This is a genomic window from Pseudomonas sp. P7548 (assembly GCF_013386585.1).
Lineage (GTDB): Bacteria > Pseudomonadota > Gammaproteobacteria > Pseudomonadales > Pseudomonadaceae > Aquipseudomonas.
On the sequence record NZ_JACARO010000109.1, the window covers coordinates 1 to 18,519 of the forward strand.

15 protein-coding genes are annotated in these 18,519 nt (G+C 63.1%); 7 read left to right on the top strand and 8 right to left on the bottom strand.

Going from position 1 to position 18,519, the window contains the following annotated elements:
- Positions 1-643: 643 nt before the first annotated feature.
- The 8 genes from HX803_RS30135 to HX803_RS30170 form a co-directional block, all read right to left on the bottom strand.
- Positions 644-1,645: a PleD family two-component system response regulator gene (locus tag HX803_RS30135; protein WP_176994790.1), complete on the bottom strand. Its 1,002-nt coding sequence runs from the start codon at positions 1,643-1,645 to the stop codon at positions 644-646.
- 51 nt (positions 1,646-1,696) lie between these two features.
- Positions 1,697-2,707 carry a chemotaxis response regulator protein-glutamate methylesterase gene (locus tag HX803_RS30140; RefSeq protein WP_178925751.1) on the bottom strand — a complete coding sequence of 337 codons (1,011 nt, stop codon included), beginning with the start codon at positions 2,705-2,707 and terminating at the stop codon, positions 1,697-1,699.
- Positions 2,704-4,989: a hybrid sensor histidine kinase/response regulator gene (locus HX803_RS30145; protein WP_178925752.1), complete on the bottom strand. Its 2,286-nt coding sequence runs from the start codon at positions 4,987-4,989 to the stop codon at positions 2,704-2,706. Before HX803_RS30145 ends, HX803_RS30140 begins: the two co-directional genes overlap by 4 nt.
- Positions 4,986-5,687 carry a chemotaxis protein CheW gene (locus tag HX803_RS30150; protein WP_178925753.1) on the bottom strand — a complete coding sequence of 234 codons (702 nt, stop codon included), beginning with the start codon at positions 5,685-5,687 and terminating at the stop codon, positions 4,986-4,988. The genes HX803_RS30145 and HX803_RS30150 overlap by 4 nt, the downstream gene beginning before the upstream one ends.
- The gene (locus tag HX803_RS30155) at positions 5,684-6,943 is read right to left on the bottom strand and encodes a protein-glutamate O-methyltransferase CheR (protein WP_178925754.1); all 1,260 of its coding nucleotides are present in this window, start codon (positions 6,941-6,943) and stop codon (positions 5,684-5,686) included. The genes HX803_RS30150 and HX803_RS30155 overlap by 4 nt, the downstream gene beginning before the upstream one ends.
- Positions 6,940-7,452: a chemotaxis protein CheW gene (locus tag HX803_RS30160; protein WP_178925755.1), complete on the bottom strand. Its 513-nt coding sequence runs from the start codon at positions 7,450-7,452 to the stop codon at positions 6,940-6,942. Before HX803_RS30160 ends, HX803_RS30155 begins: the two co-directional genes overlap by 4 nt.
- On the bottom strand, positions 7,452-9,074 hold the full coding sequence (locus tag HX803_RS30165) for a methyl-accepting chemotaxis protein (RefSeq protein WP_178925756.1): 1,623 nt from the start codon (positions 9,072-9,074) through the stop codon (positions 7,452-7,454). The genes HX803_RS30160 and HX803_RS30165 overlap by 1 nt, the downstream gene beginning before the upstream one ends.
- A gap of 211 nt (positions 9,075-9,285) precedes the next feature.
- Entirely contained in the window at positions 9,286-9,993 is a 708-nt protein-coding gene (locus HX803_RS30170) for a tellurite resistance TerB family protein (protein ID WP_178925757.1), read from the bottom strand.
- A gap of 168 nt (positions 9,994-10,161) precedes the next feature.
- Here HX803_RS30170 and HX803_RS30175 point away from each other — a divergent pair, with 168 nt between their 5' ends.
- From HX803_RS30175 to HX803_RS30205, 7 genes are all read left to right on the top strand, one after another.
- The gene (locus HX803_RS30175) at positions 10,162-11,073 is read left to right on the top strand and encodes a LysR family transcriptional regulator (protein ID WP_101267138.1); all 912 of its coding nucleotides are present in this window, start codon (positions 10,162-10,164) and stop codon (positions 11,071-11,073) included.
- Between the two features lie 133 nt (positions 11,074-11,206).
- Positions 11,207-12,664, top strand: a complete 1,458-nt coding sequence (locus HX803_RS30180) for a gamma-aminobutyraldehyde dehydrogenase (RefSeq protein ID WP_178925758.1) — start codon at positions 11,207-11,209, stop codon at positions 12,662-12,664.
- 71 nt (positions 12,665-12,735) lie between these two features.
- Positions 12,736-13,887, top strand: coding sequence for a putative ABC transporter substrate-binding protein YdcS (gene ydcS, locus HX803_RS30185; protein WP_178925759.1), 1,152 nt, complete (start codon positions 12,736-12,738; stop codon positions 13,885-13,887).
- Between the two features lie 194 nt (positions 13,888-14,081).
- Positions 14,082-15,116, top strand: a complete 1,035-nt coding sequence (locus HX803_RS30190) for an ABC transporter ATP-binding protein (protein WP_178925760.1) — start codon at positions 14,082-14,084, stop codon at positions 15,114-15,116.
- Between the two features lies 1 nt (position 15,117).
- Entirely contained in the window at positions 15,118-16,047 is a 930-nt protein-coding gene (locus HX803_RS30195; protein ID WP_178925761.1) for an ABC transporter permease, read from the top strand.
- A complete protein-coding gene (locus HX803_RS30200) occupies positions 16,037-16,846 on the top strand; it encodes an ABC transporter permease (protein ID WP_176994802.1) in 810 nt (269 codons plus the stop codon). Before HX803_RS30195 ends, HX803_RS30200 begins: the two co-directional genes overlap by 11 nt.
- A 159-nt stretch (positions 16,847-17,005) precedes the next feature.
- Positions 17,006-18,430: a gamma-aminobutyraldehyde dehydrogenase gene (locus HX803_RS30205; RefSeq protein ID WP_178925762.1), complete on the top strand. Its 1,425-nt coding sequence runs from the start codon at positions 17,006-17,008 to the stop codon at positions 18,428-18,430.
- The last annotated feature ends 89 nt before the right edge of the window (positions 18,431-18,519 follow it).

Consider the following 18,519-nt stretch of genomic DNA (forward strand, 5'->3'; position numbering starts at 1 on the left):
GGCTAAACCGGCATCCCTGCCGGTTTACCCCCCAAATCCCTGCCGAATTCCGGCCAGCGTGTTTAACGGGGCGCCTAAGATCAAAATCAAGATCAAAAGCACAGCGGCCTGACAGCCGGCTTGAGTGGTGTGGAGCAAAGGCAAAGGCAAACGCGGTCCACTGTAGGAGCCGGCTTGTCGAATCGTCACACCGCGGCGATGGTCGTTAACGATGACGCAAAAAAATCAGGCAGAACGCGGAGCCCCACTGTGGGAGCTGGCTTGCCTGCGATGGCATCGATTGGGTGTGCCTGATGTACCGAGGTGTTTGCATCGCCGGCAAGCCAGCTCCCACAGTTGACCCGGGCCAACAGTCAGATACCGGTCGGCTACCAGGCCGCCGCGTCCGCTTTTGATTTTGATCTTAGGCGCCCCGTTAAACACGCTGGCCGAACGCAGGTTTGAATCCGTGGGTAACCCGGCAGGACGCCGGGTTAGCCGCCCCGCGCCAAGGATGGCGCGGGGCGGCGGCCCACGGATTCAAGCCTGCGTTCGGGCACACCGAGCCTNNNNTTTGCTTACTTTTGCGCTCTATCAAAAGTGAGCCGCTGTAAGAGCGGAACCAATACCAGCCGTTACCTAAATAACGGATATGTACACAGCCCTACTCAATCCCCACCTGATTACGCCCATTATGCTTGGCCGTATACAGCCCCTTGTCCGCCGCCATGATCAGTTGCCGGCAATCGGTCCCCTGCTGCGGGGTCACCGTCGACAAGCCAATGCTGATGGTCAGGCTGGAGCCTTCCGCCGGGGCAATGTGCGGGATTTTCAGCGCCGCCACCGCCATGCGCAGCTTCTCAGCCACCAAACGCGCACCACCCGGCGAGGTATTCGGCAATACCAACGCAAACTCTTCACCACCATAACGCGCCGGCAGATCCGAAGGCCGGCTGCTGGCTTCGCGGATGGTCGCCGCGACTTTACGCAACGCTTCATCACCTTCGACATGCCCAAAACTGTCGTTGTAGGTCTTGAAGAAGTCCACATCGATCATCAGCAGCGACAACTGGGTCTGGTCACGCATGGCACGGCGCCACTCCAGCTCCAGGTATTCGTCGAAGTGGCGACGGTTGGACAGCCCGGTCAGGCCATCGGAGTTCATCAGGCGTTGCAGCACCAGGTTGGTGTCGAGCAGTTGCTGCTGGCTGACCCGCAGCGCACGGTAGGCCGCGTCGCGCTGCAACAGGGTCATGTAGGAGCGCGAGTGATAGCGGATGCGCGCCACCAGTTCGATGTTGTCCGGTAACTTCACCAGGTAGTCGTTGGCCCCGGCCGAGAACGCCGCGCTCTTGATCAGCGGGTCTTCCTTGGTGGACAGCACGATGATCGGGATATTGGCCGTGGCAGGGTGATTGCGGTACTCGCGCACCAGCGTCAGGCCGTCCAGGCCGGGCATCACCAGGTCTTGGAGGATCACAGTCGGTTTGATGCGGATCGCCTGGGCAATCGCCTGGTGCGGGTCGGCGCAGAAGTGGAAGTCGATGTTTTCTTCATGGGCCAGGCCACGCCGCACGGCTTCGCCGATCATGGCCTGGTCATCGACCAGCAACACCATGGCGGCGTTTTCGTCGGTCTTGATGTCGTCGATCTGTAAATCATTCATGTGCAGTCACCTGAATTACTACCAGCAAGCCAGCACTGCGGGAGGTCGCGATCATTTTGCAAAGACCTCCATCAGTCGGGGCGCAATTCTATCCAGTGGGCGAATTTCAACAGCAGCGTCAATCGCCGCCGCCGCTTTGGGCATGCCATACACCGCCGAGCTCTGCTGATCCTGGGCGATGGTCAAATATCCTTGTTCACGCAACAACTTGAGGCCCTGGGCGCCGTCGCGGCCCATGCCCGTCAGCAGTACACCGACGGCGTCACCGTCCCAGTGGCTGGCGACGCTCTCGAAAAACACGTCGATGGACGGCCGGTAAATCTCGTTTACCGGCTCTGCGGTATAGGCTAGCGTGCCATTTTTCAACAGGCGAATATGATGGTTGGTGCCGGCCAGCAACACCACGCCACTTTGCGGCGGCTCGCCTTCGCGGGCCAGGCGCACCGGCAGGCCGGAGGCGCTGCCCAGCCACTCGGCCATGCCCGCAGCGAACACCTGGTCCACATGCTGCACCAGCACAATGGCGGCCGGAAAGTCCCGTGGCAAACCCTTGAGCAGGATTTCCAGGGCAGCCGGGCCGCCCGCCGAAGAACCAATGGCCACCAGGCTCTGGCGTTTGCTGGCGGTGCGTTGGGGCGCAGTTTCGGCGCGCACGCGGCTGCCACGCTGACCGATCAGCCAGCCAATATTGAGGATTTTGCGCAGCAACGGCGCCGCCGCATCCTTGGGGTTGCCCACGCCGAGCGCGGGGGTGTCCACCACATCCAGCGCGCCGTGGCCCATGGCCTCGAATACCCGGCTCATATTGGCCTGGCGGTCGACGGTCACCAACAGAATCGCGCACGGTGTCTCGGCCATGATCTGCCGGGTGGCCTCGACGCCATCCATCACCGGCATGATCAGGTCCATCAGGATCAGGTCCGGGGTCAGCTCGGCGCAACGCTGCACGGCTTCAAGGCCATTGCTGGCCACCCAGACGACTTGATGCGCGGGCTCGAAACTCAGGGCACGGCGCAACGCCTCCACCGCCAGGGGCATGTCATTGACGATCGCAATCCTCATGCCCGGGCTCCTCCAATCAGCTCGACCACGGCGTCCAACAGGGCGTCATCGTGGAAACTGGCCTTGGCTAGATAATAGTCCGCGCCGGCATCCAGTCCACGGCGCCGGTCTTCTTCGCGATCCTTGTACGACACCACCATCACCGGCAACGATTGCAGGCGACTGTCACGGCGCAGGAGTGTGACCAATTCAATACCGTCCATACGAGGCATATCAATGTCAGTGATGAGCAGGTCGAAGTCTTCGGAGCGCAACGCATTCCAGCCGTCCATACCATCGACCGCAACGGCCACTTCATAACCACGATTAAGTAACAATTTGCGTTGCAGCTCACGCACGGTCAGCGAGTCATCCACCACCAGCACGCGTTTGCGCGGCGCCTCAGTGGCCTGCTGGCTGCGCCGGGCGATGCGTTCCAGGCGCCCGGTGTTGAGCAGTTTGTCCACCGAACGCAGCATGTCTTCAACGTCGACGATCAACACCACCGAGCCGTCGTCCAGCAACGCCCCGGCAGAAATATCCTGGACCTTGCCCAGGCGATCATCCAGCGGCAACACCACCAACGTGCGTTCGCCGATAAAGCGCTCCACGGCAATGCCATACACCGCGTCGCGCTCACGGATCACCACCACCTTGAGCGTTTCTTCATTGCTCTGCCCCGCCGGGCGCTGCAACAACTGGCTGGCGGCAACCAGGCCGACATGCCGGCCCTCGTGCCAGAAGTGCTGGCGGCCTTCCAGTTGCACAATGTCATCGGGCGCCAGGTCGCACATGCGTTCGATATGCGCCAGCGGGAAGGCATAGGCTTCTTCGCCGACTTCCACCACCAGGCTGCGCACCACCGACAAGGTCAGCGGCACCTCCAGGTGGAAGCGGCTGCCCTGCCCTGCCGTCTGCTCCAGCACCACGGCACCGCGCAACTGGCGGACCATATGCTGCACCGCATCCAGGCCCACGCCACGCCCGGACACTTCGGTGACTTTGTCACGCAGGCTGAAGCCCGGCAGGAACAGGAACGTCAGCAGTTCCTCTTCGCTCAGGCGCAGCGCCGTTTCCAGCGGCGACAGGTGCCGGTCGACGATGGTGCCGCGCAAGCGCTCAAGGTCGACACCATTGCCATCGTCGCTCAACTCCAGCACCAGCAAACCGGCCTGGTGGGAGGCGCGCAGACGAATCAGGCCTTCCGCCGGCTTGCCCGCCAGTATCCGTTGTTCGGGGGTTTCGATGCCATGGTCGACGGCATTGCGCAGCAAGTGGGTCAGCGGCGCTTCGAGCTTTTCCAGCACATCGCGGTCGACCTGGGTCTTTTCGCCCTCGATCTCCAGGCGCACTTGCTTGCCCAGGCTGCGGCCGAGGTCCCGCACCATGCGTACCTGCCCGGCCAGCACATCGGCAAACGGGCGCATACGACAGGCCAGCGCGGTGTCGTAGAGTACCTGGGCGCGTTGCCCGGCCTGCCAGCCGAACTCATCCAGCTCGGCGGTTTTTTCCGCGAGCAACGCCTGGGCCTCGCTCAACAACCGACGGGTATCGGCCAGGGCTTCCTGGGCTTCCAGGTTCAGGTCCAGCGTCTTGAGCTGGCCATCCAGGGTGTCGAGGGCGCGCACGCCCTGGCTCTGGATACGCTTGAGGCGCTGCATGCTGGCCAGGTAAGGCTTGAGCCGCTGGGTTTCCACCAAGGACTTGCTGGACAGATCCAACAGGCTGTTCAGGCGCTCGGCGGTCACCCGCAACACGCGCTCACCGCCTTCGGTCATGCGCTTGTTCTGACGCGGCGGCTCGCTGCTGACCGGCGGCGCCGGTTCTGGCTCCGCTGGCAGCTCCTCAACAACAGGCGGCGAGACCGGCGCGGGCTCGGGCGGCGGTGGTGCAACGGTTTGCACCGGCGCCTGGGATGGATCAAGCAAGCGCTCCATCAGCGCAACATAGGCTTCAATGTCCGCCGACCCCACGTCGTTGCCGGGCGTGGCGATGCGCATCAGCAGATCGGTGCCTTGCAGCAACGCATCAATATGTTCGGGTTGCAGGTACAGGCGGCTCTCCTGGGCACTGACCAGGCAATCCTCCATCACGTGGGCCACGCTGACCCCGGCGTCCACCCCGACAATCCGCGCCGCGCCCTTGAGCGAGTGCGCCGCACGCATGCAGGCCTCAAGCTGGTCGGCCTGGGTGGGGTTGCGTTCCAGGGCCAGCAGGCCCGCGCTCAACACCTGGGTCTGCGCATCGGCTTCCAGGCTGAACAGTTCCAGCAGCGAGGCATCGCGCATCTGGTCGGGGGTCATGTGAGGCTCCGGGTCACGGCGGACAACAATTGCGCCTCATCCAGCCAACGCAGGCTGCGGCCTTTCCACTGCAACACACCTTGGGTGTAACGCGCACTGGCCTGGGTGCCCGAGGCCGACGCGGCTTTTAACATGCGCTCGTCGATGGCATGGATACCGTCGACTTCGTCCACCGGCACCACCACCGGGCCATCCTGTGCGGCGATGATCAGCATGCGCGGCATGACGCGCCCGCCCGTGGTGCCAGGGCTGGTGCTGTCCAGGCCAAGCAATTCCACCAGCGACAGGCACGCCACCAGCGCACCGCGCACGTTGGCCACGCCGAGCAAGGCACGGGAGCGTTGGTGCGGCAGGGAGTGAATCGGCTGCAACGGCGCCACTTCCACCAGGCAGCGGGTGGCGATACCCAGCCACTCCTCACCGAGGCGGAACATCAACAGGGAACGGGTGACCACATCCGTGGCCACTTCGGCCTCAGCCTGGGGGCGACGGTCGTCCTGTTGCAGGGCATAACGGTCCAGCAGGCGCGTGGCCGCCGCCGAATACACCGCGCAGTTGCGGCAGTGAATGTGCTCCGCCAGCAAGGGGCAGGACTTGTCACCGTGGATGCCGATGCGGTTCCAGCAGTCGTCGATGGCTTGGGTGTCGGCCAGGGTCAGGTCCAGGCCTGCGGTATCGAGCGCGTCGGGGCTACTCATCGTTTGGACTCACTGTCAGCTCGCTCGCTACGGGCGGCCCGCGCCTGCAGCCGGCGCGCCCCCGCACTGTCGCCCTGGGATTCAAGCAACGCGGCCAGGTGCATCAAGGCTTGCGGGTGCTGGGGTTCCAGGTACAAGGCTTTTCGGTAATACCCCTGGGCTTCCAGGGCGCTGCCGGCCACATCGCTGAGCAGCCCCAGCCAGTAGAACACCTGGGCGGCGGGCGGGTGGTTGCTTAAATACTGTTCGCAGGCCGCACGGGCCTCGGCACTTTTGCCTTCGTTGGCCAGGGTGGCGATCTGGCTGAGCAAGTGACCCGCATCGGTTTGCGCGGTTTTGATCGGCGTCACGGCGGGCGGGACAAGGCTGAACGGTCGCGGCTTGGGCGGAATCGGCGCAGCACTGCGCTGCGGCACCGGCGCGGGCATCGGCACGAACACCGGCTCGGCCTTGACCGGCTCCGCATGCCGGCTGAACGCGAAGGACTGCGGCACGCCAATCGAGCGCATGCCGTGGCGCCCCAGCAGGCTGCCCTCGGCCGGGCCGATGAACAGCACACCGTCCACATGGGTCAGGCCCTTGAGCACGTCGAACACTTGCTTCTGGGTCGGCTGGTCGAAATAGATCAGCAGGTTGCGGCAGAACACAAAGTCGTAGGTGGGCTCATTGGCCAACAGGGCCGGGTCAAGCAGGTTGCCGACTTGCAGGCGCACCTGCTCGCGCACGCGATCATCGATACGATAGCCGTCGGCCTGTTCGGTGAAGTGACGCTCACGAAAGCCGATATCGCCGCCGCGAAACGAGTTCTTGCCGTACACCCCGCGCCGGGCGCGTTCCACCGACAGCGGGCTCACGTCCAGGCCCAGCACCTTGAATTGGTGCGGCGCCATCCCGGCATCCAGCAACGCCATGGCTATCGAATAGGGCTCTTCGCCGGTGGAACAGGGCAGGCTCAAGATGCGCAAGGCGCGCATCTGCTTGATCTCGGCCAGGCGCGCCACCGCGAGCCGGGCCAGGGTGGCAAACGATTCGGGGTAACGAAAGAACCAGGTCTCGGGGACGATCACCGCTTCGATCAGCGCTTGCTGCTCGTCATGGGAGCTTTGCAGGTGCTGCCAGTACTGGTCGGCCGTCTGCGTCTGCAGGGCCTGGCTGCGCTGGCGCACCGCTCGGTCGATGATGGCTTCGCCCACCGAGGCCACGTCCAGGCCGATGCGTTCCTTGAGGTAGGCCGAAAAGCGCGGGTCGCTGCTCATAGGCTCAGCTCGGCAGAAAACAGCAAGGTGCGTACGTCGTCGTTCAACAAGTCGTTGACGCCGATCCACTGCATCAGGCCCTGGGCATCTTCGCGCACCGGCCCCAGGTACGGCGCCTGCGGGTTATCCAGGCCATAGGTCTGGAACTCGGCGGGGTCGCAACGCAGGGTGTCGGTGGCTTGCTCCAGGATCAGCCCCAGCCAGCGGGCTTCGAGCCACGGTTGCGGCTGATAGTTGACCAGCACCAGGCGCGTGCTGGTGCGAGCCTGGGCGGCCGCACCGAACGTGAGGGCGCTGAGGTCGATGACCGGCACCAGCACGCCCCGGTGGGCAAAGATTCCCGCCACCCACACCGGCGCATGGGCAATGGGCTTGAGGGGCAGGCGCGGCAATACCTCGGCCACTTCCGTGGCCTTGAGGGCATAGCGCTCCTGGCCGATCCGAAACACCAGGTACAACGCCTTTTTCGCTGCCGGGACGGCGCCGCGTTTAGCCGCGAGGTCGCTCATCAGACTTTGAAACGCGACACGCCGCTGCGCAGACCGACCGCAACCTGGCTCAGTTCATCAATGGCAAAGCTGGCCTGGCGCAGCGACTCCACGGTCTGGCTGCTGGCATCGCCCAACTGCACCAGCGCGTGGTTGATCTGCTCGGCACCGGTGGCCTGGGCCTGCATGCCCTCGTTGACCATCAACACCCGCGGCGCCAGCGCCTGGACCTGATGGATGATCTGCGACAGCTGCTCGCCCACTTGCTGCACCTCGAACATGCCGCGACGCACTTCTTCGGAGAACTTGTCCATGCCCATCACGCCCGCCGACACCGCCGACTGGATCTCGCGCACCATCTGTTCAATGTCGTAGGTGGCCACGGCGGTCTGGTCGGCCAGGCGCCGCACTTCGGTGGCCACCACGGCAAAGCCGCGACCGTACTCACCGGCCTTCTCGGCCTCGATGGCCGCATTGAGGGACAGCAGGTTGGTCTGGTCGGCCACCTTGACGATGGTCACCACCACCTGGTTGATGTTGCCGGCCTTCTCATTGAGGATCGCCAGCTTGGCGTTCACCAGGTCGGCGGCGCCCATCACCGAGTGCATGGTTTCTTCCATGCGGGCCAGGCCTTGCTGGCCGGAACCGGCGGCCACCGAAGCCTGGTCGGCGGCGGTGGACACTTCGGTCATGGTGCGTACCAGGTCCTTGGACGTGGCGGCAATCTCGCGGGACGTGGCACCGATTTCGGTGGTGGTGGCAGCGGTTTCGGTGGCGGTGGCCTGTTGCTGCTTGGAGGTGGCGGCAATCTCGGTGACCGAGGTGGTCACCTGCACCGAGGAGCGCTGGGCCTGGGACACCAGGGCGGTCAGCTCGGTCATCATGTCGTTGAAGCCGGTTTCCACCGCGTTGAACTCGTCCTTGCGCTCCAGATTCAAGCGCTTGCTCAGGTCACCGTCACGCATGGTGCCGAGGATCGACACGATGCGCTGCATCGGCGCCATGATCGCGCGCATCAACAGCAGGCCGCAGAGGCCGGCAGCAACGACAGCGAATGCCAGCGACACGAACATGCTGACCTTGGCGGCCTCGACGGCGTCGTCGATGGCAGTGGTCGCGCGGTCGGCGACGTCCTTGTTTTCCGTAATGATGTCATTGAGCTTCATGCGCCCTGCCGTCCAGGCGGGCGTCAGGGTGGTGTTGAACTCCTTGCGCGCAGCGGCGAGGTCATTGCGCTGCAGGCTGTCGAGCACCACAGCCAGGCTCTTGTTGTAGGCCTGGTGCAGGGTTTCGAATTTATCGAACTCGGCCTGGTCTTCGCGGCCGTTGATGGTTTTCTGGTAGTTGGCCATCTGCGTCAGGATGCGCCCTTCAAACGACTTGAAGTCGGCCTTGTCCGCGTCGGTCAGGCCTTTGTCGTCACGCAGGCCGAGCAACTCCAGGGTTTGCAGGTAGCTGTCGACCCAGGCGCTGCGGATCATCGAACTCAGGTAAACGCCCGGTACGGCATCGTCACGTACCGCGACTTCACTGGCTTCAATCTTCAGCAACCGTGAATAAGAGACCACAACCATTAACAGCATGATGGCGATAATGACCGCAAAGCTTGCCAAGATCCGTTGGCGCAAGGTCCAGTTCTTCACAGTAATTCCTCGAAGGGCCGATCAAATGCCGGGGAGTATAGCTGAGCAGAAGCCCTCATTTATCAATGGGTTTTGATGTAGCGATCACAGAAAGCAAATGTGGGAGCGGGCTTGCTCGCGAATGCGGTGGATCAGTCAGCAGAGAGGTGACTGATAAACCGTATTCGCGAGCAAGCCCGCTCCCACAATTTGATCGGCGTGAAGCCAGCGGTTATTGGTTCAGGCGCACCTGTTTTTCCAGCTCCAGCTTCAAGCCTGGCTCCAGTCTCAGTTGGCGCGCCAGCTCGTCGAGGTAGGCTTTTTCCATGAAGTTTTCCTCATCCACCAACATCACGCTGGCGATGTACATCTCGGCCGCCATTTCCGGGGTACCTGCCGCCCGCGCCACGTCGGCCGGGTCCAGGGGTTTGTTCAGCTCGGCATGCAGCCAGCCTTGCAGCTCGCGGTCGTTGTCCAGCTTGGTGAACTCACCTTCGATCAGCGCACGTTCACGCTCATCCACATGACCGTCGGCCTTGGCTGCCGCCACCAGTGCCTTGAGGATCGCCTGGCTGTGCTGCTCGACCTGGGCCGGTGGCAGGCGATCGACCGTCTGCGGCTCGCCTTTCGGCGCATTCGCTTGTTGCGCCTGCCAATTGCCATACGCCTTGTAGGCAATCACGCCCAGTGCTGCCAGCCCGCCGTAAGTCAGGGCTTTTCCGCCAAACTTGCGGGCTTTTTTATTGCCCAGCAACAGGCCCATGGCACCCGCCGCCAGGGCTCCGCCACCGGCGCCGCCGAGCAGGCTGCCCAGCCCGCCACCGCCGAGCAAGCCGCCAAGGGCGCCTTTATCCTCCTGCTTACGCGAGTCGCCGGCCTTTTTCTGCAGCATGTCCTGACCGGATTTGAGCAACTGATCGAGCAATCCACGGGTATTCATAAGGAACCTCCAGGCACTTGGGTACGTAGGACTAATAGGCCCCCAGCGTAAAACCAAGTGCCAAAAACCCTCGATCTAGAGTGCTTCCAGATGTAACGCCACGGCCTTTCGATTAAAACGATATACACTCGAACAAATCTATAAAAATACCCCACTGGTAATTCCAGCATGATGACCTTGCGTCAAATCCGGCACTTTATCGCCGTGGCCGAGACCGGCTCGATCTCCGCCGCCGCGCAGACCGCATTCATTTCCCAGTCCACCCTGACCCTGGCGATCCAGCAACTGGAGCAGGAAATCGGCGTCAACCTGTTCAACCGCCACGCCAAGGGCATGACCCTGACCCACCAGGGTCACCAATTCCTGCGCCAGGCGCACTTGATCCTCGCCACCGTCGACAACGCCAAGCGCAGTCTGCAACAGAGCACCGACCAGGTCGCCGGGCAGTTGATCATCGGCGTGACCAGCCTGGTGGCCGGTTATTACCTCGCCGATCTGCTCACCCGCTTCCAGCGCGCCTACCCCAACGTGGAAATCCGCGTGATGGAGGACGAACGCCCGTATATCGAGCATTTGCTGGTCAGCGGTGAAATCGACGTGGGCGTGCTGATCCTCTCCAACCTCGAAGACCGCCACGCCCTGCAGACCGAAGTGCTCACCCATTCGCCCCACCGCCTGTGGCTGCCGGCGCAGCACCCGCTGCTGGAGCACGACAGCATCAACCTGGCCGACGTCGCCCGCGAGCCACTGATCCAGTTGAACGTCGATGAGATGGGCCACAACGCTCAGCGCATGTGGGCCGGCGCCGGCCTGCAGCCCCGCGTCACGCTGCGCACCGCCTCCACCGAAGCCGTGCGAAGCCTGGTGGCCGCAGGGCTTGGCGTGTCGATCCAGCCGGACATGACTTACCGCCCGTGGTCGCTGGAGGGCGACATCATCGAAGCCCGACCGATTGCCGACCTCAGCCAGACCCTCGACGTGGGCCTGGCCTGGCGCCGTGGTACTGCGCGGCCGGCGCTGGTGGACCCGTTCCTGACGGTGGCCCGCGAACAGCCGCACCCGCGCAAGCCATCTATTTAATCGAATGCTGCATTCAGTATTTAGTATTTGTTGACCTCGCGCCTGACCTCTAGTCTCTACTTATCCCATAAGAGAAAGGTCAAGCGCTCGTAAGAGAACGCCCATGGCCATACAAGAAAAGAGATCGCGAAAAATGTCCGGCGCGCCCACCCCGCTGCTCACTGCGTTGCTGATCGACGGCGAACTGGTCCAGGGCCAGGGCTTTGCCGAGCCGATCCTCAACCCGGCCACCGGTGAAGTCCTCACCCAGATCGCCGAAGCCAGCACCGAACAGGTGGAAACCGCGATCCTCGCCGCCCACCGCGCCTTTGCCGGCTGGTCACGCACCACGCCCCAGCAACGCTCGAACATCCTGCTCGGCATTGCCGACGCCATCGAAAAACAAGCCGACTATTTAGCCCGCCTGGAATCCCTGAACTGCGGCAAGCCGTTGCACCTGGCGCGCCAGGATGACTTGAGCGCCACTGTCGACGTGTTCCGTTTTTTCGCCGGCGCCGTGCGCTGCCAGACCGGGCAACTGAGCGGCGAATACCTGCCGGGCTACACCAGCATGGTGCGCCGCGATCCCATCGGGGTGGTGGCGTCGATTGCGCCATGGAACTACCCGTTGATGATGGCCGCATGGAAGATCGCGCCTGCCCTAGCGGCCGGCAATACCCTGGTGTTCAAGCCGTCAGAACATACGCCGCTGTCGATCCTGGCATTAGCCCCCGCACTTAAAGAGCTGCTGCCGCGCGGCGTGATCAATATTCTGTGTGGCGGCGGCGAAGGCGTCGGCAGCCATCTGGTGAGCCACGCTAAAGTGCGCATGGTCTCGCTGACCGGCGATATCGTCACCGGGCAGAAGATCCTGCAAGCCGCGTCCAAAACCCTTAAACGCACGCACCTGGAACTGGGTGGCAAGGCCCCAGTGATCGTGTGCAACGACGCCGACCTGCAAGCCGTGGTCGAGGGTGTGCGCGCCTACGGTTATTACAACGCGGGCCAGGATTGCACCGCCGCGTGCCGCATCTACGCCCAGGCCGGCATCCACGACAAGCTGGTCGCCGAGCTGGGCGCCGCCGTGAGCAGCCTGCGCTTTGCCGGCAAACGCGACGCCGACAACGAACTGGGCCCGCTGATCAGCACACGCCAGCGCGACCGCGTGGCCAGTTTTGTCGAACGCGCCCTCGGCCAGCCGCATATCGAACGCATCACCGGCGCCGCCGTGCATTCCGGCGCGGGCTTCTATTACCAGCCGACCCTGCTGGCCGGTTGCAAGCAGAACGATGAAATCGTGCAGCGCGAAGTGTTCGGTCCAGTGGTCACCGTGACCCGCTTCGACGAGCTGGAACAAGCCGTGGACTGGGCCAACGACTCCGAATATGGCCTGGCCTCGTCGGTGTGGACCCAGAACCTGGACAAGGCCATGCAAGTGGCCGCACGCCTGCAATACGGCTGCACCTGGATCAACAGCCATTTCATGCTGGTCAGCGAAATGCCCCACGGCGGCTTGAAGCGCTCGGGGTACGGGAAGGATCTGTCCAGCGATTCGCTACAGGACTACAGCGTGGTGCGGCACATCATGGCCCGCCACGGCCAGCATCTTTAAAACAACAACTAAGCTCATGCGTTACGGCTTCACACACTGCCCCGACCATAATTAAAGAAGAGGGAATCCCCATGTCTGCGCACAAGACCGCACTGCTCAGTGCCCTGACCACCGCGCTGCTGGCCAGCGCCAGCCTCCAGGCCGCCGAACCGCTCAAGGCGGTCGGCGCCGGCGAAGGCCAACTGGATATCGTCGCCTGGCCCGGCTACATCGAACGTGGCGACAGCGACAAGGCCTACGACTGGGTCACCGGTTTCGAGAAGGAAACCGGTTGCAAGGTCAATGTGAAAACCGCCGCCACCTCTGACGAAATGGTCAGCCTGATGGCCAAGGGCGGCTATGACCTGGTCACCGCGTCGGGCGATGCATCGCTGCGCTTGATCGGTGGCAAACGTGTGCAGCCGATCAACACGGCGCTGATCCCCAACTGGAAGAACATCGACCCGCGCCTCAAGGATGCGCCGTGGTACGTGGTCGGCCAGCAGACCTACGGCACCCCGTACCAGTGGGGCCCGAACGTATTGATGTACAACACCAATGTGTTCAAGACCGCGCCCACCAGTTGGAGTGTGATTTTCGACGCGCAGAACCTGCCGGACGGCAAGCCTAATAAAGGTCGCGTGCAAGCCTATGACGGCCCGATCTACATCGCCGATGCGGCGCTCTACCTCAAGAGCACCAAGCCGGAGCTGGGCATCCAGAACCCTTATGAGCTGACCGAAACCCAGTACAAGGCCGTGCTTGAACTGCTGCGTGCCCAGCAACCGCTGATCCATCGCTACTGGCACGACACCACCGTGCAAATGAGCGACTTCAAGAACGAAGGCGTGGTGGCCTCCAGCGCCTGGCCGTATCAGGTCAACGGCCTGGTCAACGAGAAACAGCCGATTGCCTCGACCATTCCGAAGGAAGGCGCCACTGGCTGGGCGGACACCACCATGCTGCACACCGACGCCAAGCACCCGAACTGCGCCTACAAGTGGATGGACTGGTCACTGCAGCCGAAGGTCCAGGGCGACGTCGCGGCCTGGTTCGGCTCGTTGCCAGCCGTACCGGCGGCCTGCAAGGAAAGCGAGCTGCTGGGCGCCGAAGGCTGCAAGACCAACGGTTTCGACCAGTTCGACAAGATCGCCTTCTGGAAAACCCCGCAGGCTGAAGGCGGCAAGTTCGTGCCGTACAGCCGCTGGACCCAGGATTACATCGCGATCATGGGCGGCCGCTAAGCCTGCCTGACAACGCAGGACAAAATGTGGGAGCGGGCTTGCTCGCGAAAGCGGTGTGTCAGTCAACACATCTGTAACTGATCCACCGCATTCGCGAGCAAGCCCGCTCCCACACAGATTCAGTACCGCGTTTATTTTTCAGAAGTCCAGGCCGGGCCGCTGCGACGACCCGTGCCTTTTTGGAGCACCGCACCATGACGCTTGCAGTCCAATTCACCCACGTTTCCCGTCAGTTCGGCGAAGTGAAGGCCGTTGACCGGGTTTCCATCGATATCCAGGACGGCGAGTTCTTTTCCATGCTCGGCCCTTCCGGCTCCGGCAAGACCACTTGCCTGCGCCTGATTGCCGGTTTTGAGCAGCCGAGCGCAGGCTCGATCCGTATTCATGGCGAGGAAGCCGCCGGCTTGCCGCCGTACCAGCGTGACGTGAACACCGTGTTCCAGGATTACGCGCTGTTCCCCCACATGAACGTGCGCGACAACGTGGCCTACGGCCTCAAGGTCAAGGGTATCGGCAAGACCGAGCGCCTGAACCGCGCCGAAGAAGCCCTCGCCATGGTCGCCCTCGGCGGCTACGGTGACCGCAAGCCGGTGCAGCTTTCCGGTGGTCAGCGCCAACGGGTCGCCCTGGCCCGCGCCCTGGTCAATCGCCCACGGGTGCTGTTGCTTGACGAGCCCCTGGGCGCCCTCGACCTCAAGCTGCGCGAGCAGATGCAGAGCGAGCTGAAAAAGCTGCAGCGCCAGCTCGGTATCACCTTTATTTTCGTGACCCACGACCAGACCGAAGCGCTGTCGATGTCCGACCGGGTGGCCGTGTTCAACAAGGGCCGCATCGAGCAGGTCGACACCCCGCGCAACCTCTACATGAAACCCGCCACCTCGTTCGTGGCCGAGTTCGTCGGCACCTCTAACGTGATTCGCGGCGAACTGGCGCAACGCCTCAGCGGCAACGCGCAAGCGTTCTCGATCCGCCCGGAACACGTGCGTTTTGCCGAAGGCGCGCTGGGCGCCGGTGAAGTGGAAGTCAGCGGCCTGCTGCATGACATCCAGTACCAGGGCAGCGCCACCCGCTATGAACTCAAGCTGGAAAACGGCCAGGCCCTGAACATCAGCCAGGCCAACAACCAATGGCTGGATACCAGCAGTGGCTACCAGGTGGGCCAGCCCATCACCGCGCGCTGGGCACGGGAAGCGATGACGCCCCTGACCGACAGCGCAGGCGAGGTGTGACATGAGCCTGGCCCTTTCCCAACCGCCGATGCGCAGGTTTTCCAACCTGCTGTACCGCAAGCCCAACCTGTACCTGGCGATGTTGCTGGTGCCACCGCTGATCTGGTTCGGCGCCATCTACCTGGGCTCGTTGCTGACCCTGCTGTGGCAAGGCTTCTACACCTTCGACGACTTCACCATGGCGGTCACGCCGGACCTGACCCTGGCCAACTTCGCCGCGCTGTTCCAGCCGTCGAACTTCGACATCATCGTGCGCACCTTGAGCATGGCGATCGTGGTGTCCATCGCCAGCGCCATCGTCGCGTTCCCGATTGCCTACTACATGGCGCGCTACACCACGGGCAAGACCAAGGCATTTTTCTACATCGCAGTGATGATGCCGATGTGGGCCAGCTACATCGTCAAGGCCTACGCCTGGACCTTGCTGCTGGCCAAGGGCGGCGTGGCGCAGTGGTTCGTGCAGCACCTGGGCCTGGAGCCGGTGTTGCAGTTCGTGCTGGGCATTCCCGGTGTGGGCGGCAGCACCTTGAGCACCTCGCACCTGGGACGCTTCATGGTGTTCGTCTACATCTGGCTGCCGTTCATGATTCTACCGATCCAGGCCTCCCTGGAGCGTTTGCCACCGTCGTTGCTGCAAGCCTCGGCCGACCTGGGGGCCAAGCCGCGCCAGACCTTCATGCAGGTGATTCTGCCGCTGTCGGTGCCGGGGATTGCGGCGGGTTCGATCTTCACCTTCTCGCTGACGTTGGGCGACTTCATCGTGCCGCAATTGGTCGGCCCACCGGGTTACTTCGTCGGCGGCATGGTGTACGCCCAGCAAGGCGCCATCGGCAACATGCCCATGGCGGCGGCGTTCACATTGGTGCCCATCGTGCTGATCGCGGTTTACCTCTCCATTGTCAAACGCCTGGGGGCCTTCGATGCACTCTGAGAAATCTTCGCTGGGTCTGAAGATCGCAGCCTGGGGCGGCTTGGTGTTTTTGCACTTCCCGATCCTGATCATCTTCCTCTACGCCTTCAACACCGAAGAAGCCGCGTTCAGCTTTCCGCCCCAGGGCTTCACCCTGAAGTGGTTCAGCGTGGCCTTCGCCCGGCCGGACGTGCTGGACGCGATCAAGTTGTCGCTGCAGATCGCGGCCATTGCCACGTTGATCGCCATGGTGCTCGGCACGCTGGCCTCGGCGGCGTTGTATCGCCGTGAGTTCTTCGGCAAGCAAGGCGTGTCGTTGATGCTGATCCTGCCGATTGCATTGCCGGGGATCATCACCGGTATCGCGTTGCTGGCCACCTTCAAGACGCTGGGCATCGAGCCCGGGATGTTCACCATCATCGTCGGCCACGCGACCTTCTGCGTGGTGATCGTCTACAACAACGTGATCGCGCGTTTGCGCCGTACCTCCCACAGCCTGATCGAAGCCTCGATGGACTTGGGCGCCGACGGCTGGCAGACCTTCCGCTACATCATCATGCCCAACCTGGGCTCGGCACTGCTGGCCGGCGGCATGCTCGCCTTTGCGCTGTCGTTCGACGAAATCATCGTCACCACCTTCACCGCCGGCCACGAGCGCACCTTGCCGCTGTGGCTGCTCAACCAGCTGAGCCGCCCACGGGACGTGCCGGTGACCAACGTGGTGGCAATGCTGGTGATGCTGGTCACGATGTTCCCGATTCTCGGTGCCTATTACCTGACACGCGGCGGTGAAAGCGTGGCGGGGAGTGGCGGTAAATAACGGACAACACATAGCCACTGTTGAAACACGGTCAATGTGGGAGCTGGCTTGCCTGCGATTGCGGTATCGACTGACCCACCGCTATCGCAGGCAAGCCAGCTCCCACAGTTGACCCGGTTTCCCCAGGAAAAGAACAGTCGCTCAGAGGAGAGCTGAACCATGCAAACCAAATTACTGATCAACGGCCAACTGGTCGCAGGCGAAGGCCCGGCCCAAGCCGTGTTCAACCCGGCACTCGGCCGTGTGCTGGTGGAAATCAACGAAGCCAGCGAAGCCCAGGTCGACGCCGCCGTGCGCGCCGCCGATGCAGCGTTTGAAAGCTGGTCGCAAACCGCACCCAAGGACCGTTCGCTGCTGCTGCTGAAACTGGCGGACGTGATCGAAGCCCACGGCGAAGAGCTGGCCAAGCTGGAGTCGGACAACTGCGGCAAGCCCTACAGCGCCGCGCTGAACGATGAGATCCCGGCCATTGCCGACGTGTTCCGCTTCTTCGCCGGCGCCAGCCGTTGCATGAGTGGCTCGGCCGGTGGCGAATACCTGCCGGGGCATACCTCGATGATCCGCCGCGACCCGGTGGGCGTGATCGCCTCCATTGCGCCGTGGAACTACCCACTGATGATGGTCGCCTGGAAAATCGCCCCGGCCCTCGCCGCCGGTAATACCGTGGTGCTCAAGCCGTCGGAGCAAACCCCGCTGACCGCGCTGCGCATGGTCGAGTTGGCCGCTGACATCTTCCCGGCCGGTGTACTCAACCTGGTCTTCGGCCGTGGGCCAACCGTGGGCAGCCCGCTGGTGAACCACCCGAAAGTGCGCATGGTGTCGCTGACCGGCTCCATCGCCACCGGTGCGAACATCATCTCCAGCACCGCTGACAGCGTGAAGCGCATGCACATGGAACTGGGCGGCAAGGCGCCGGTGATCATCTTCAACGACGCGGACATCGACGCCGCCGTGGAAGGTATTCGCACCTTCGGTTTCTACAACGCGGGGCAGGATTGCACCGCAGCGTGCCGCATCTATGCCCAGGCGGATATCTATGATGCGTTCGTCGAGAAGCTCGGCGCGGCGGTCGCCAGCATCCAGTACGGCTTGCAGGATGACCCGGCCACCGAACTGGGCCCGCTGATCACCGCGCAACACCGCGACCGCGTGGCCGGCTTTGTCGAGCGCGCCGTGGCGCAGCCGCACATTCGCCTGGTTACCGGGGGCAAGGCGGTGGAAGGCAATGGCTTCTTCTTTGAACCCACCGTGTTGGCCGATGCGCAGCAGGACGACGAAATCGTGCGGCGCGAAGTGTTCGGGCCGGTGGTGTCGGTGACCAAGTTCAATGACGAAGCACAGGTGCTCGGCTGGGCCAACGATTCGGACTACGGCCTGGCGTCATCCGTCTGGACCGCCGATGTCGGCCGTGCCCACCGCTTGGCCGCACGCCTGCAATACGGCTGCACCTGGGTGAATACCCACTTCATGCTCGTCAGCGAAATGCCTCACGGCGGTCAGAAACTGTCGGGCTATGGCAAAGACATGTCCATGTACGGGCTGGAGGACTACACCACCGTTCGCCATGTGATGTTCAAGCACTGACCCCGCCACTCCCTTTGCGGGCGGGCTTGTGTGGGAGCGGGCTTGCTCGCGAATGCGGTGGGTCAGTCGATAATGACGGTGACTGACAG